Source organism: Streptococcus mitis, assembly GCA_001560895.1.
GTDB classification, from domain to species: Bacteria; Bacillota; Bacilli; order Lactobacillales; family Streptococcaceae; genus Streptococcus; species Streptococcus mitis_Q.
On sequence record CP014326.1, the window covers coordinates 1,332,237 to 1,346,815 of the forward strand.

The 14,579-nt window shown below is 40.0% G+C and carries 13 protein-coding genes; 2 read left to right on the forward strand and 11 right to left on the reverse strand.

From position 1 onward, the window contains the following. The first annotated feature begins 160 nt into the window (after positions 1-160). A complete protein-coding gene (locus tag AXK38_06365; GenBank protein AMH89650.1) occupies positions 161-1,417 on the forward strand; it encodes a transposase in 1,257 nt (418 codons plus the stop codon). A gap of 64 nt (positions 1,418-1,481) precedes the next feature. Here the strand turns inward: AXK38_06365 and AXK38_06370 are convergent, their stop codons facing one another. Next, positions 1,482-3,464: a peptide ABC transporter ATP-binding protein gene (locus AXK38_06370; protein AMH88887.1), complete on the reverse strand. Its 1,983-nt coding sequence runs from the start codon at positions 3,462-3,464 to the stop codon at positions 1,482-1,484. Between the two features lie 160 nt (positions 3,465-3,624). Between AXK38_06370 and AXK38_06375 the strand changes: the two genes are divergently transcribed. After that, the gene (locus tag AXK38_06375; GenBank protein AMH88888.1) at positions 3,625-4,638 is read left to right on the forward strand and encodes a 6-phosphogluconolactonase; all 1,014 of its coding nucleotides are present in this window, start codon (positions 3,625-3,627) and stop codon (positions 4,636-4,638) included. A gap of 43 nt (positions 4,639-4,681) precedes the next feature. On the opposite strand, the gene AXK38_06380 is transcribed toward AXK38_06375, so the two are convergent. The 10 genes from AXK38_06380 to AXK38_06425 form a co-directional block, all read right to left on the reverse strand. Beyond that, positions 4,682-5,101: an ATP synthase F0F1 subunit epsilon gene (locus tag AXK38_06380; protein ID AMH88889.1), complete on the reverse strand. Its 420-nt coding sequence runs from the start codon at positions 5,099-5,101 to the stop codon at positions 4,682-4,684. A 10-nt stretch (positions 5,102-5,111) separates the two neighbouring features. After that, on the reverse strand, positions 5,112-6,518 hold the full coding sequence (locus AXK38_06385) for an ATP synthase subunit beta (GenBank protein ID AMH88890.1): 1,407 nt from the start codon (positions 6,516-6,518) through the stop codon (positions 5,112-5,114). 191 nt (positions 6,519-6,709) lie between these two features. Continuing rightward, on the reverse strand, positions 6,710-7,588 hold the full coding sequence (locus AXK38_06390) for a F0F1 ATP synthase subunit gamma (protein AMH88891.1): 879 nt from the start codon (positions 7,586-7,588) through the stop codon (positions 6,710-6,712). A 15-nt stretch (positions 7,589-7,603) separates the two neighbouring features. Continuing rightward, positions 7,604-9,109 carry an ATP synthase subunit alpha gene (locus AXK38_06395; protein AMH88892.1) on the reverse strand — a complete coding sequence of 502 codons (1,506 nt, stop codon included), beginning with the start codon at positions 9,107-9,109 and terminating at the stop codon, positions 7,604-7,606. Between the two features lie 14 nt (positions 9,110-9,123). Beyond that, positions 9,124-9,660 carry an ATP synthase F0F1 subunit delta gene (locus AXK38_06400; protein AMH88893.1) on the reverse strand — a complete coding sequence of 179 codons (537 nt, stop codon included), beginning with the start codon at positions 9,658-9,660 and terminating at the stop codon, positions 9,124-9,126. Continuing rightward, a complete protein-coding gene (locus AXK38_06405; GenBank protein ID AMH88894.1) occupies positions 9,660-10,154 on the reverse strand; it encodes an ATP synthase F0F1 subunit B in 495 nt (164 codons plus the stop codon). The genes AXK38_06400 and AXK38_06405 overlap by 1 nt, the downstream gene beginning before the upstream one ends. Positions 10,155-10,167: 13 nt before the next feature. Beyond that, entirely contained in the window at positions 10,168-10,881 is a 714-nt protein-coding gene (locus tag AXK38_06410) for an ATP synthase F0F1 subunit A (protein AMH88895.1), read from the reverse strand. A gap of 32 nt (positions 10,882-10,913) precedes the next feature. Beyond that, positions 10,914-11,114, reverse strand: a complete 201-nt coding sequence (locus tag AXK38_06415; GenBank protein AMH88896.1) for an ATP F0F1 synthase subunit C — start codon at positions 11,112-11,114, stop codon at positions 10,914-10,916. 315 nt (positions 11,115-11,429) lie between these two features. After that, positions 11,430-12,716: a protease gene (locus tag AXK38_06420; GenBank protein AMH88897.1), complete on the reverse strand. Its 1,287-nt coding sequence runs from the start codon at positions 12,714-12,716 to the stop codon at positions 11,430-11,432. A 243-nt stretch (positions 12,717-12,959) separates the two neighbouring features. Then, positions 12,960-14,522 (reverse strand): GMP synthetase, encoded by a 1,563-nt coding sequence (locus tag AXK38_06425; protein AMH88898.1) that lies wholly within the window; start codon positions 14,520-14,522, stop codon positions 12,960-12,962. Positions 14,523-14,579 lie beyond the last annotated feature (57 nt).

Genomic DNA, 14,579 nt, shown 5'->3' on the forward strand with positions numbered 1-14,579 from the left:
TTTAAAGTGCTTACATAGAGACAGCGACATAAAAAATGGCTCTATAATATTTGTAGTGGGTAAATCCCCTATGGATATTATGGAGCCTATTTTGTTGTAGAAAAAAAGTCCCATAAGATCTATAATGAAAAGCAACCAAACCATCATTAGAAAGAATCCTATGGAACAATTACATTTTATCACAAAATTACTAGACATTAAAGACCCAAATATCCAAATTATGGATGTCATTAATAGGAATACCCACAAGGAAATCATCGCTAAACTGGACTACGACGCTCCATCTTGTCCTGAGTGTGGAAGTCAAATGAAGAAATATGACTTCCAAAAACCGTCTAAGGTTCCTTACCTTGAAACGACTGGTATGCCTACTAGAATTCTCCTTAGAAAACGTCGATTCAAGTGCTATCATTGCTCGAAAATGATGGTAGCTGAGACTTCTCTCGTCAAGAAGAATCACCAAATCCCTCGTATCATCAACCAAAAGATTGCCCAGAAGCTAATTGAGAAGACTTCTATGACCGATATTGCCCGTCAGCTGTCTATTTCAACTTCAACTGTTATTCGCAAGCTCAATGACTTCTGTTTTAAGTCTGATTTTTCTTACCTCCCTGAGATTATGTCCTGGGACGAATATGCCTTCACTAAGGGAAAGATGAGTTTCATTGCTCAAGATTTTGATAAGCTCAATATTATCACTGTTCTTGAGGGTAGAACACAAACTATCATAAGAAATCATTTTCTGCGCTACAATCGCTCTGTTCGTTGTCAGGTGAAAATCATTACTATGGATATGTTTAGTCCTTACTATGACTTGGCTAAACATCTTTTTCCGTATGCCAAAATCGTTCTAGATCGCTTCCACATTGTACAACATCTTAGCCGTGCTATGAGTCGTGTTCGTGTCCAAATCATGAAGCAATTTGAGCGAAAATCTCATGAATATAAGGCTATCAAGCGCTACTGGAAACTCATTCAACAGGATAGCCGTAAACTGAGTGATAAGCGATTTTATCGCCCTACTTTTCGCATGCACTTAACCAATAAAGAGATTATTGACAAGCTTTTGAGCTATTCAGAAGACTTGAAACACCACTATCATCTCTATCAACTCTTGCTTTTTCACTTTCAGAATAAGGAACCGGAGAAATTTTTCGGACTCATTGAGGAAAATCTAAAGAAAGTTCATCCTCTTTTTAAGACTGTCTTTAAAACCTTTCTAAAGGACAAAGAGAAAATCGTCAATGCCCTTCAGTTACCCTATTCTAATGCCAAATTAGAAGCAACCAATAATCTCATCAAACTTATCAAACGCAATGCCTTTGGTTTTCGGAACTTTGAAAACTTCAAAAAACGGATTTTTATCGCTCTGAATATCAAAAAAGAAAGGACGAAATTTGTCCTTTCTCGAGCTTAGCTTTTCTTCAACCCACTACAGTTGACAAAGAGCCTAAAAAATCCCCTCAAAAGAGGAGATTTGATTAGTCTTGAATATGACGGTCTAAGTTCTTCTGATAATCTGCGTTTGATTTGGCTTTTTCATCAGCAAATTTCTTGCGGAACTCATCCATTTCTTTTGTAGTGACAATCTTATCTTGGAGTTTAAGATATTTATAGCTATGTTCACTAGTCTTATCACCTACCCAGCCACCGGCACCAGTACCTAGAACTTTCTTCGTTACTAGCATTTGGGCACCATCTGAGTGTACAGGAATAACCAAGGCACTGTCTGTTAACCAAGCTTGAGCTTTTGCATATTTAGCATATCGTTTTTCAAGATTTGTTTTCTCACCACTAGCATCCGTAATTAACTCTTTAAACTTATCTAAACCAACCGCTTTAATTGCTGAGTTGTCTGTACCTGGTGCTACACCTAAGGAACCAAGAAGATTTGGTCCTGATGTTGGATCGAATATATCCAGGTAAGTTGATGGATCTGCGTAATCAGGTCCCCATCCACTATTTGCATTAATATCCCAGTCAGTATTAGTATTAGAAGTAGCTAGAATTGTCATACTTCCCAATTCATCATCAGAAACTTGTTGAATATCAACTACAACATTATCTGCTCCAAGAGTTTCTTCAACGGATTGTTTATAAGATTGAGCTTGACGCACAAACTCTGGACGAGTAGAAGATACTGGAATATCTAAATGAATAGGGAACTGTACTCCATCAGATTGAAGAGTTTTCTTAGCAGCTTCAAATTTAGCTTTAGCCTTATCTACATTATGAAGTGAATCCTGGGCATCATCAAGATTGACATCTTTCCATACACCATCTAACTTATCCAATTCTGCTTTAGCTACTTGCCCAAATGACTGTTCTCCTACTTGTACAAATGTTGGAGGGGTGAAACTTGTACGTAATTTACGCGGTGCTACTTCGTCCCCAAATACTTGAGAGAGAGCTGCTTTACGATCTGCAGCAAAAGCCAATGCTTGACGGAAATCTTTGTTCAGCAAGGCCTTCTTAGTAGATGTTTTTTCTGCATCACTTGTTTTAGCAGTGTGATTGTAGGCAACACGGTCAATATTTGTCGAAATATAGAAAGTAGTTCCTAATTGTTGACTATAGATAATGTTATCTTTGTATTTTTCTTTTAAGCGTTCATAGTTAGCAGAGTTTTTAAAGAGAGGTGCTGCTGGATAATGACCTTCATCAAAACCACGTCCAAGAGAGTCTGCATCCTGACCATCAAAGTAAGACAATTTAATATCATCAATAAAGACATTTTGTTTATCCCAATAATTTTGGTTTTTAGTCATTTCAATAGAAGACTTAGATGTAAGACCTTTTAGAAGATAAGCCCCATTGTAAAGAATGCTTGTTACATCAGTCGCCTTACCAAAGTCATCTCCTTTAGAAGCTAAAAAGTCTTCGCTAATAGGAGCAAGAACTCCCATTGTTGTCTTCGAATTCCAGAAAGATTCTGGATGATTTAAAGTATAGACTACAGTATAATCATCCGTTGCTTTTACACCAACAGTAGAAAAATCCGTTGTTTTCCCATTTACATAATCATCTAATCCTTTAATAGAATCCTGTACAAGATAAAGTGCCTGTGATTTCTTATCTGCTGCGTGTTTTAGACCAGTCACAAAGTCTTGAGCCTTAACTTCTCCATATTCTTCACCTTCATTGGTATACCACTTGATACCTTGACGAATTTTGTAGGTATAGGTCAAACCATCTTTGGAAACAGTCCAATCTTCTGCAACTGATGGTACTAGATTCCCATATTGATCATTTTCCAGTAGTCCATCAATGACATTACCAGTAATCTGTTTTGTACCCTTAGTCGAAGAAACGGTATAATCCAGAGTCGCGGGATCTGATGAAAATACATAGGCATAAGTAACTGGTTTAGTTGCTTCCTTATTCCCATTACCAGATGAACACGCTGCTAGAACGGCAGTAGACAAAACGGCAATTCCAGCCGCTAAAAAAACTCGTTTTTTCATAGTCAAACTCCTTTGATAATTTGATAGATTTATTATAGCACTTTTTAAAAGGAAATCAAGCTAAATTCAATATTTTATTATACTTATCTATGTGTTAGAGAGTTCCTCCAACTACAATTTTTGTGATATAATAGTCTTATCTTTATATAGAGGTAAAGTTATGAAAGAAACTGTTTATTTTGGAACTTATACACGTCGTACTTCCCAAGGGATTTACAAGGCAGACTTTGATACAGAAACTGGTCAGCTTGCTAATTTAGAACTTTTTGCAGCTGAGCCTAGTCCGACCTACCTTGCCTTTGACCAGCACCAACATTTATACACTGTTGGTAGCCAAGACGATAAGGGGGGGATTGCAGCCTATCAAACTGACGGGACTTTATTAAATCATGTCGTGGAAGAGGGAGCCCCTCACTGTTATGTTTCTGTTGATGAAAAGCGTGATTTGGTTTACGCAGCTAACTACCACAAAGGGCAGGTTCTTGTTTATAAACGTCAGGAAGATGGTCGTCTTATACTTAGTGATGTGGATCAACATAGTGGCCAAGGTCCACACGAAAATCAAGCTTCCCCCCATGTTCACTATACAGATTTAACACCTGACAACTATCTAGTGACCTGTGATTTGGGTACTGACCAAGTCATCACTTATGACCTTGATCAAGAAGGGAAATTATCTAAGCTCTATACCTATCACAGCCAGCCAGGAGCAGGTTCACGCCATATCATTTTCCATAACCACTATAAAATCGCTTATCTGATTTGTGAACTCAATAGTACTATCGAAGTTTTAATCTACGATGGTGTTGGCGAATTTGAACGCATGCAGGTCATTTCAACTCTACCAGAAGGTTACGAAGGTTTTAATGGTACTGCTGCTATTCGTCTCTCTAAAGACGGTAAATACCTCTATGCTTCTAACCGTGGCCATGATTCTATCGCAGTATATACAATCCTTGCGGACGGTAGTCTAGAATTGTTAGAAATCGTTCCTACTCATGGTCAGACTCCACGTGATTTTGATTTGACACCAAACCAAGAATTTGTCATTGCTGTCCATCAAGACTCTGACAATGCAACCGTCTTTAAACGTAATCCTGAAACTGGTCGTCTAGCAGAACTTTCTAACGACTTCCATGTACCAGAAGCAGTCTGCATCAGTTTTGCACCTTAAGAAAACATAAAAAATGAACTTGGTAACTCAAGTTCATTTTTTCTTATAGTCTTTTTCCGACATTGATACGATTAATAGCACGTTGCAAAGCAATCTTAGCACGACGTTCTTGATCAATCAAGTGTTTTTCGTGGGCTTCTTCGATTTCACGCTCTGCTCGAATCTTGGCACGTTCTGCACGGCTAACATCGATATCACGAGCACGTTCTGCAGAATCCGCAACGATTGTAATGATATCATTGGCAATTTCAATAACGCCTCCGTTTACTGCAATCCAGTTCACGTGATCTTCATCATCAATACGTTTTACCTTTACTTCATCAACTGCTAAAACCGCAATCATATTTTCATGTCGTGGCAAGATCCCCATCTCACCATCCAGAGTTCGAACTGATACATAGCTGGCATGGTGATCATAGACGAGACCATCTGGTGTCACGATCTGGACAGTTAACTGAGCCATAGATCACCTCTTAAAATCCCATTTTTTCAGCTTTTGCAATCACATCTTCGATAGAACCTACACCACGGAAGGCATCTTCTGGTAACTGGTCATGTTTACCATCAAGGATTTCCTTAAAGCCACGTACAGTTTCAGCAACTGGAACATAAGAACCTGGCTGACCAGTAAATTGTTCCGCAACGTTGAAGTTTTGTGACAAGAAGAACTGGATACGACGGGCACGTGCAACCAAGGTCTTTTCTTCATCAGAAAGCTCATCCATACCAAGGATAGCAATGATATCTTGCAACTCATGATAACGCTGAAGGACACGTTTTACTTCAGCAGCAACTGCATAGTGCTCTTCTCCAACGATTTCAGGTGCCAAGGCACGTGAGCTTGAAGCAAGTGGGTCAACGGCTGGGTAAATACCCAATTGTACCAACTTACGTTCCAAGTTAGTTGTTGAGTCTAAGTGAGCGAAGGCTGTTGCTGGCGCTGGGTCAGTATAGTCATCCGCTGGCACATAGATAGCCTGGATAGAGGTTACAGAACCCTTCTTAGTTGATGTGATACGCTCTTGCAATTGACCCATTTCCGTAGCAAGTGTTGGTTGGTAACCAACGGCTGATGGCATACGACCCAAAAGGGCAGATACTTCTGAACCGGCCTGAGTGAAACGGAAGATATTATCGATAAAGAGAAGCACGTCTTGGCCTTCCACATCACGGAAGTATTCAGCGATTGTCAAACCAGTAAGGGCAACACGCATACGTGCTCCTGGTGGCTCATTCATCTGACCAAATACCATAGCTGTTTTCTCGATAACGCCTGATTCTTTCATTTCCCAGTAAAGGTCGTTCCCCTCACGAGTACGTTCCCCAACACCAGTAAATACTGAAATACCACCGTGTTCTTGGGCAATGTTGTGAATCAATTCTTGGATCAAGACAGTTTTACCAACTCCGGCACCACCGAAAAGTCCAACTTTACCACCTTTAAGGTAAGGGGCAAGAAGGTCGATAACCTTAATCCCTGTTTCAAGGATTTCAGAAGAGGTAGACAACTCATCAAAAGTTGGAGCTTTTTTATGAATTGGCTGACGCTCTGCGTCTTCTGTAAAAGGAGCTTCCAAGTCAATGGTATCTCCCAAAACGTTGAAGACACGTCCCAAAGTTTCTTTACCTACTGGTACAGAGATTGGACGACCTGTGTCCAATACTTCCATTCCACGAGTCAACCCATCTGTTGATTCCATGGCGATAGTACGGACCATACCATCTCCCAACTCCAAGGCTACTTCAAGGACGATTTTTGTTTTTCTTTCGTCATTTTTGTAGACGACAAGTGCATTGTTAATCTCAGGAAGTTTTTCCCCTGCTGCAAACAAGACGTCTACAACAGGACCGATAACCTGAGCAATTTTACCTGAACTCATCTCCTTCTCCTATTCTATATAAGATACTGTCGGTTCCTAGCTCAACTAGGTCCTAATACTCTTCGAAAATCAAATTCAAACCACGTCAGCGTCGCCTTACCGTACTCAAGTACAGCCTGCGGCTAGCTTCCTACTTTGCTCTTTGATTTTCATTGAGTATAAGTTCATTTTCATACGAGCTGGACCAGAGCCTATTCTAAGGCACTAGCTCCTGCCACGATTTCTGTAATTTCTTGTGTAATCGCCGCCTGTCTGGCACGGTTATACTGAATTGTCAAATCATTGATGACTTTCTTAGCATTATCAGTCGCTGTTTGCATGGCTGTCATACCAGCAGCATTTTCAGCTGTCTTGGCATCGATAATAGCCCCGTAAATCATACTTTCTGCAAACTGAGGCAACAACTGCTCCAAAATTTCTTCTCGGCTGGTCTCCAATTCAAAAGTCAAGCTGTACTCTTCATCCGCTTCATTGGGATCCAAGTCAACAATCGGAAGCATTTGTTCCACACGCATTTGACTAGTTAGCGTGTTAACATGGTGGTTGTAGCAGACATAGAGCTCATCAAAAAGTTCATTTTGATACATTTCAACAGTTTTTGAAATAATCTTTCGAACTTCATCAAAGCTAGGCTGATCCGCCAAGCCACGTAGTTCATAAAGGGGTTGAATACCACGAGCCTTAAAGAAGTCAGCTCCCATCCCACCAATACAGATCATTTCAAAACCTGTACCGTCTGGATGGTATTCTTCCTTCAACTCCATAACGGCTTTCAGAATAGAGGAATTATAACCTCCCACCAAACCGCGGTCTGAAGTAATGACGATATAGCCTGTCTTCTTAACTGGACGGCTAATCAACATGGGATTGGTTGAACCACCAGCTCCATTACCATGAAGAATATCCGTCAAGAGCTTGCGAACCTTCTGAGCGTAAACTTGGAAGTTACGAGCAGCTTCTTCAGAGCGACCTAGCTTAGCAGCCGATACCATTTGCATGGCATTAGTGATTTGACTCGTATTTTTTGTTGAGGCGATTTTTGTTTTAATATCATTTAGAGATACTGCCATCTGACACCTCTATTCTTATTGGAAGCTGGTTTGATTGAGAAACTCTGTAATCGCAGCATCCAAGACTGCTTCTTCTGGCAAGTCTTTTGTATCACGAATGGTTTCCAAAATCTCTGGATGTTGAGCATCAAAGAAGGCATGGAACTCTTCCTCAAAACGAACAATATCATCTACTGGAACAGTATCCAAGAAACCATGTGTCAAAGCATAAAGAATGGTTACTTGTTTCTCAACAGGCAATGGTTTGTGAACAGGTTGTTTCAAGACTTCAACTGTACGACGTCCACGGTTCAACTTAGCCTGTGTTGCTGCATCCAAGTCAGAACCAAACTTAGTGAAGGCTTCCAACTCACGGTATGAAGCAAGGTCGATACGAAGTGTACCAGCAACCTTCTTCATAGCTTTGATTTGCGCAGAACCACCTACACGTGATACAGATGAACCCGCATCGATGGCTGGACGAATACCCGCATTGAAGAGACCATCACCAAGGAAGATTTGTCCATCAGTGATAGAAATCACGTTGGTTGCGATATAGGCAGAGATATCTCCTGCTTGTGTCTCGATAAATGGTAGGGCTGTAATTGATCCACCACCAAGTTCATCAGAAACTTTAGCTGAGCGCTCAAGCAAACGGCTGTGAAGGTAGAAAACATCCCCTGGGAAGGCTTCACGACCTGGAGGACGACGAAGCAAGAGAGACAATTCACGATAAGCTACCGCTTGTTTTGATAAATCATCATAAACGATCAAAACATGCTTACCTTGGTACATAAATTCTTCCGCCATGGCAACCCCAGCATAAGGAGCTAGGAAAAGCAATGGAGATGGTTGTGAAGCAGAGGCAGTCACAACGATTGTGTAGTCCAAGGCACCGTACTGACGAAGTGTTTCTACTTGCGTACGAACTGTTGATTCTTTTTGTCCAATCGCGACATAGATACAGATCATATCTTGACCTTTTTGGTTCAAGATTGTATCAATCGCAATAGTTGTTTTCCCTGTCTGACGGTCACCGATAATCAACTCACGTTGACCACGACCAATCGGTACAAGGGCGTCAATAGCTTTCAAACCAGTTTGCAATGGTTCTGAGACAGACTTACGTTGCATAACACCAGGAGCGGGCGCTTCAACTGGACGAGTTTTATCTGTGTGGATTTCTCCAAGACCGTCAACTGGACGACCAAGTGGGTCCACAACACGACCAATCAAACTTTCACCTACTGGGACTTCCATGATTTTACCTGTACGGCGGATTGTATCGCCTTCACGGATATCTGTAAAGTCACCAAGGATGATAATACCGACATCTGTTGACTCCAAGTTTTGAGCCATACCATAAGAGCCGTTTTCAAAAATCAACAACTCTCCACTCATGGCATTTTCAAGGCCGTGAGCACGCGCGATACCGTCCCCGATATAGGTTACAACACCTGTTTCAGTCACATCAAAATTGGGTTTGAAATTTTCAATTTGTTGCTTAATTAAAGCGCTGATTTCTTGTGCGTTAATTGCCAAAAGAACACCACTTTCTATTTCAAATTTTCTTTAACAACTTTAAGTTGTTGTTTAATACTCACATCAATTGTCTTGTGATTGGCAAAAATGACAAAACCACCAATGAGACTTTCATCGATTTGTTCTTTTACACTCCGCACTTTCAGAGACATTTTTTTCTCAATCAAAGGGAGCAAGCGACTCTTCTGTTCATCAGTTAGAGGATGAGCAGAAGTAATCGTCACTTCAAATCGATTTGTTTCTTTTTCAAGTCGGTTCAAACAATCTACAAGCACATCATAAAAAAGATTTGCTCTGTGATTGTAGATAAGAACCTGGATCAAGTTTTGCAATAAAGGTGACACAGAGTCTTGGAAGAACGCAATTGTTTTTTCTTTATCAGACTCGTCTACGGCCACTTTTTTTAAAAAAGAAGGTAAACCTGTTTCTTCAGCAACTTGCTTGATTTGAGTCAAGTCTGAAAAAATACGGTCTTCTTCTCCTTTTTCAAGTACCAATTGGACAAAAGGCATGCTGTATTTTTCAATTACCTTTACTATTTTCTTGTCCATTAAGCTTCTCCTAGCTGATCGATATACTGATCAATGAGTGCTTTATGGGCATGACCATCAAGGTTTTGTGAGATGATTTTACCAGCCAAGCTGATTGTCAAATCTGCTACCTCACCCTTAACGCTTTGTAAAGCTTCAGCTTTGTTTTGAGCAATTTCTTGGTTTGCTTTTTCTTTTAAGCGTCCTGCTTCTAGTTTAGCATCTGCTAAAATACTAGCCTTACTTTTCTCAGCTGTTTCTTTCGCATTCTCAATGATTGTCTTAGCTTCTTTACGGCTACCAGCCAATTCATCTTCGCGTTTTTGAGCCAATACTTCCGCTTTTTGACGTGCTTCTTCAGCTCTATCAATATCTGAAGCAATTTTTTCAGCTCTTTCTTCGAAAATGCCTGTAATATTAGACCATGCAAATTTTTTAATCAAGACTAGCAAAAGGATAAAAGAGCCAGCGATTAAAATAAAATTACCAATTAATTCACCTACTGTTACGTGCATCAGTTACTCCTTTCTACTCTTCATCATTAATTTTATTTCCTAGGTACATAGAGGATAATAGTGTAAAGACATAGGCCTGTACACAAGAAATGAACACGGAAAATGCAGTCCAAACTAAGTTTGCCCCAAATGCGACTGGATACCAAAAAATAGCCTGATGTGAAAGTAAGATAAGCAAGCTTGTCATTACTTCACCTGCAAAGATATTCCCAAAAATCCGCAAAGCAAGAGAAAGGAAATTCGTGAATTCTTCAAGTAGATTCATCGGTGTCATAAATGCAGGAGTTACAAAACCTTTTAGGTATTGTTTAATCCCACGACGACGAATCCCCTCAATATGCGCCATCACAATAATACAGAAAGACAAGACAAGGTCAAATGAAAGATTTGCAGTTGGCGATGTCCAAAGGTTTGTCCCATCTGTTGTTTGAAGTTTAGCCATCAAACCAAGATTATTGGCGATGACCATAAAAAGAAATAAACATAAGTAAAAGAGTGAGTAATCTTTTATGTAGTGGGAACCAAGGTTAGGTTCTGTAAATCCAATTACAAAATCATAGAGATACTCTAGTACATTTTGTTTACCTTTGGGTCTCAACGTCATATTACGACTTGCCCAATAGATAAATGCAAAAATCAGAAACACAGACAGCAAAGTCAAGGCTGTCAAAGTTAAATCAAAGGTAACAGGACCAATATTGATGGTTGGATTGATACTTTCTTCCATCTAACATTCTCCCTTCTCCAATTTATATTTCGTTATTTAATAATAAATGAGAAGACAAGAGTTATGAAGAAAGTCCCTTCAATAAAGGCAACCCCTAAAAACATCAGACTACGAAACTCAGCGATAATATCTGGTTGGCGAGCTACTGATTTAAGCAAACCGTTCATCAACATACCCTCACCAAGAGACACACCCATACAGGCAAGACATAGACCGAAAAATGTTAAATTCATGACGAATTCTCCTTTTAATTAAAATTTACTTACTTAGTTTAGTCCTAAAAATTGGATTTGTCAACTTTTTACTAACATTGAAAGCGTTTAATGAAAATTATTTACAATTTTACTATTTTTGAGTCTATTATATAGAAAACTTTGTAAAAAACTTGTAATAAATCCGACCATTATCTAGACCTTTCTGAAAAATATTGAAAAAATCCGAGATGTAATCTCGGATGGAAATTAATATATTTTCTTTAACCTAATGTTCTTTTAGTAAGTAGGATTAAAGGGAAAGCAACTAGAAAGCTTTCGTCTCCTACATGTTTATTAAGCACGAACTGTGACGCTGGTTCCATCTTCCTTATAAAGATTGATGAGTCCTTCTTTCAATGCACGAACCATGTCTCCTGCTTGAACGGGTTGAGGCACCTTAATAGTCAAGAGTTCCATTGGATTTGGAGCGCGGTCGATTTTATTGCCTTTGGCATCATGCAAATCTTCGATATACGTTTCAAAATGACGGAAACCTGGGCCGTAAAACTCAACTTGGTCTCCTTCGTTAATAACGTTCCGTTGACGAATAGTTGCTGTTTGTGTCGAATCATCATAAGAAACCACTTCAGCAACAAACTTGTACTCAGGAATTTTACGACGAGCACCAAACAACTGCTCATTTTCAGATGGTGTACCATAGTAGAAACCTGTTGCCAATTCACGTTGAGCAACCTTCCACATCTCATCAATCAAGTCTTGCTTGATTGCTTCAAACTTCTCTGGACTTTCTAGATAAGCATCAACCGCTGCCTTGTAGCAGTTGGTTACTGTTGATACGTAGTGAATAGACTTCATACGTCCTTCGATTTTTAGACTGTCCACACCATTTTCAATCATATCTGGAATATGGTCAATCATAGACATATCAACGGCTGACATTGAAAATTCTTCAGGAATTTCACCTTTGAGGCTCTTACGTTCTTTCCCAAATGGCATATCGTAAAGGTCATACTTCCAACGGCAAGACTGAGAACATCCACCACGGTTGGCATCACGCATACTCATGTGGTTTGAAAGAGTACAACGACCAGAGTAAGAAATACACATAGCTCCATGGACAAAGGCTTCAATCTCAACGTCTGTACGTTTACGAATTTCTGCTAATTCTTCCATGGAAACCTCACGCGCCAAAACAACGCGAGTTAAGCCCAGTTCTTTCCAGAACTCAAGAGTTTCATAGTTAGTCGCACTGGCTTGAGTAGAGAGGTGAATTTCAAGACCTGGTGCTTCTGTCGCTGCAATCATAATCAAGGCTGGGTCAGACACGATCACTGCTGCAATCCCAATATCACGCAGTTTACGGAACCACTCACCAGCTCCCTCTTCATTCCCTTCGTGCATAACCATATTAGCCGCTACATAGACCTTGGCACCGTACTTGGCAGCAAACTGGACGCCTTCTTCCATTTGTTCAAAGGTAAAGTTACCTGCACGGCTACGAAGACCATAGGCCTGACCACCGATAAAGACAGCATCTGCTCCATACTGAACAGCTACTTTTAGCTTCTCTAAAGTCCCTGCAGGTGATAAAACCTCAGGACGTTTTAATGTTTTTGTCATGTTTTCTCCTATTTGCAATATAAAAGTTTGACGTTTTTCCTTCTCATTTTATAGCAAATAAGTTATAAAATCAAGCCTAGACAGATTGTTTTGACAATTCTAATCTTTTAATCTTTACATAATAACTGTTAAACAGTCGAAAATTAACCCAGTTTTAAAAGGTAATCAAAAAGTCTAGGAAAGCAAAAACCAGTATCCAAAGATACTGGCTCGTTAAACTATATAAAATTAGTCCTTGGATGACTATTCCCACTCAACTGTTGCAGGTGGTTTACTTGTGATATCGTAGACGATACGGTTAACATGATCCACTTCATTTACGATACGTACTGAGATTTTTTGAAGTACTTCCCATGGAATTTTGGCAAAATCAGCAGTCATACCATCGATAGAAGTGATAGCGCGGATAGCAATTGTGTAGTCATATGTACGACCGTCACCCATAACTCCAACTGAACGAACGCCTGTATTAACAGTGAAGTATTGCCAGATATCGCGGTCAAGACCTGCTTTAGCAATTTCCTCACGAAGAATAGCGTCTGACTCACGAACTGTTTCTAGCTTTTCTTCAGTGATTTCTCCCATGACACGGATAGCAAGACCTGGACCTGGGAATGGTTGGCGCCATACGATGTGGTCTGGCATGCCAAGCTCTGTACCAAGGGCACGAACTTCATCCTTGTAAAGAGTATTGAGTGGTTCTATCAATTCAAACTGCATGTCTTCTGGAAGACCACCCACGTTGTGGTGTGACTTGATCGTCTGAGCGGTATCCGTACCAGACTCGATAACATCTGTATATAAGGTACCTTGAGCAAGGAATTTCACATCTTTGAGCTTGCTTGCTTCGTCATCAAAGACATAGACAAACTCATTACCGATGATTTTACGTTTTTGTTCAGGGTCAGAAACGCCAGCAAGTTTGTCAAGGAAACGCTTAGCTGCGTCTGCTTTAACAATATTCAAACCAAACTTACCGCCGAGCATGTCCATAACTTGATCCGCTTCTCCTTTACGAAGAAGACCGTGATCCACGAAGATACAGATTAATTGATCGCCAATTGCTTTTTGGAGAAGAACACCAACAACTGAAGAGTCAACTCCACCTGAAAGGCCAAGAAGGACACGTTTATCACCGACTGTTTCACGGATTTTTTGGATCTGCATGTCGATGAAGTTATCCATTGACCAGTCGCCTTTAGCCTTACAGATGTTAAGGGCAAAATTACGAAGGATATCATTACCGTATACAGAATGACGAACTTCTGGGTGAAATTGGATACCGTAAATGTGTTTATCTGGGTTTTCGATGGCCGCGTATGGGCAGTCAGCTGATGTACCTGTACGAACAAAGTCAGCAGGAATTTCAGTAACTGCATCACCATGGCTCATCAATACAGTTTGTTCATCAGGTGTTGATTCAAAAAGAGCTGATGGTGTGTGTGTAAGAGTTGATTGACCGTATTCACGATTTCCAGCGTCACCTGCAGGGACAACTTTTCCTCCAAGTTTATGGGTCAATAACTGCATACCGTAACAAATTCCCAAAATAGGAATTCCGAGTTCGAAGATTTCTGGGTCAATATCAAATGAACCATCTTCATATACAGAATTTGGACCACCTGATAGAATAATTCCTACAGGATTGATTTCACGAACTTCAGCAGCTGAAATTTTATGGCTTTTTAGTTCTGAAAAAACACCAATCTCACGGATACGGCGTGAAATCAGCTGGTTGTATTGGCTACCATAGTCCAATACGATGATTTTTTCTACATCTTGCAAATCAGTTGAAATGTTGCTCATCTTTTTCCTTTCTCAAAAGAAATATCTTTTTCCAATATTCTATCACAAATAAGGCCG

Coding starts and splice junctions, on each gene's coding strand:
- AXK38_06375 (AMH88888.1), top strand. CDS start 3,625: ATGAAAGAAACTGTTTATTTTGGAACTTATACACGTCGTACTTCCCAA.
- AXK38_06405 (AMH88894.1), bottom strand. CDS start 10,154: ATGCACGTAACAGTAGGTGAATTAATTGGTAATTTTATTTTAATCGCT.
- AXK38_06385 (AMH88890.1), bottom strand. CDS start 6,518: ATGAGTTCAGGTAAAATTGCTCAGGTTATCGGTCCTGTTGTAGACGTC.
- AXK38_06390 (AMH88891.1), bottom strand. CDS start 7,588: ATGGCAGTATCTCTAAATGATATTAAAACAAAAATCGCCTCAACAAAA.
- AXK38_06415 (AMH88896.1), bottom strand. CDS start 11,114: ATGAATTTAACATTTTTCGGTCTATGTCTTGCCTGTATGGGTGTGTCT.
- AXK38_06420 (AMH88897.1), bottom strand. CDS start 12,716: ATGACAAAAACATTAAAACGTCCTGAGGTTTTATCACCTGCAGGGACT.
- AXK38_06370 (AMH88887.1), bottom strand. CDS start 3,464: ATGAAAAAACGAGTTTTTTTAGCGGCTGGAATTGCCGTTTTGTCTACT.
- AXK38_06425 (AMH88898.1), bottom strand. CDS start 14,522: ATGAGCAACATTTCAACTGATTTGCAAGATGTAGAAAAAATCATCGTA.
- AXK38_06410 (AMH88895.1), bottom strand. CDS start 10,881: ATGGAAGAAAGTATCAATCCAACCATCAATATTGGTCCTGTTACCTTT.
- AXK38_06400 (AMH88893.1), bottom strand. CDS start 9,660: ATGGACAAGAAAATAGTAAAGGTAATTGAAAAATACAGCATGCCTTTT.
- AXK38_06380 (AMH88889.1), bottom strand. CDS start 5,101: ATGGCTCAGTTAACTGTCCAGATCGTGACACCAGATGGTCTCGTCTAT.
- AXK38_06365 (AMH89650.1), top strand. CDS start 161: ATGGAACAATTACATTTTATCACAAAATTACTAGACATTAAAGACCCA.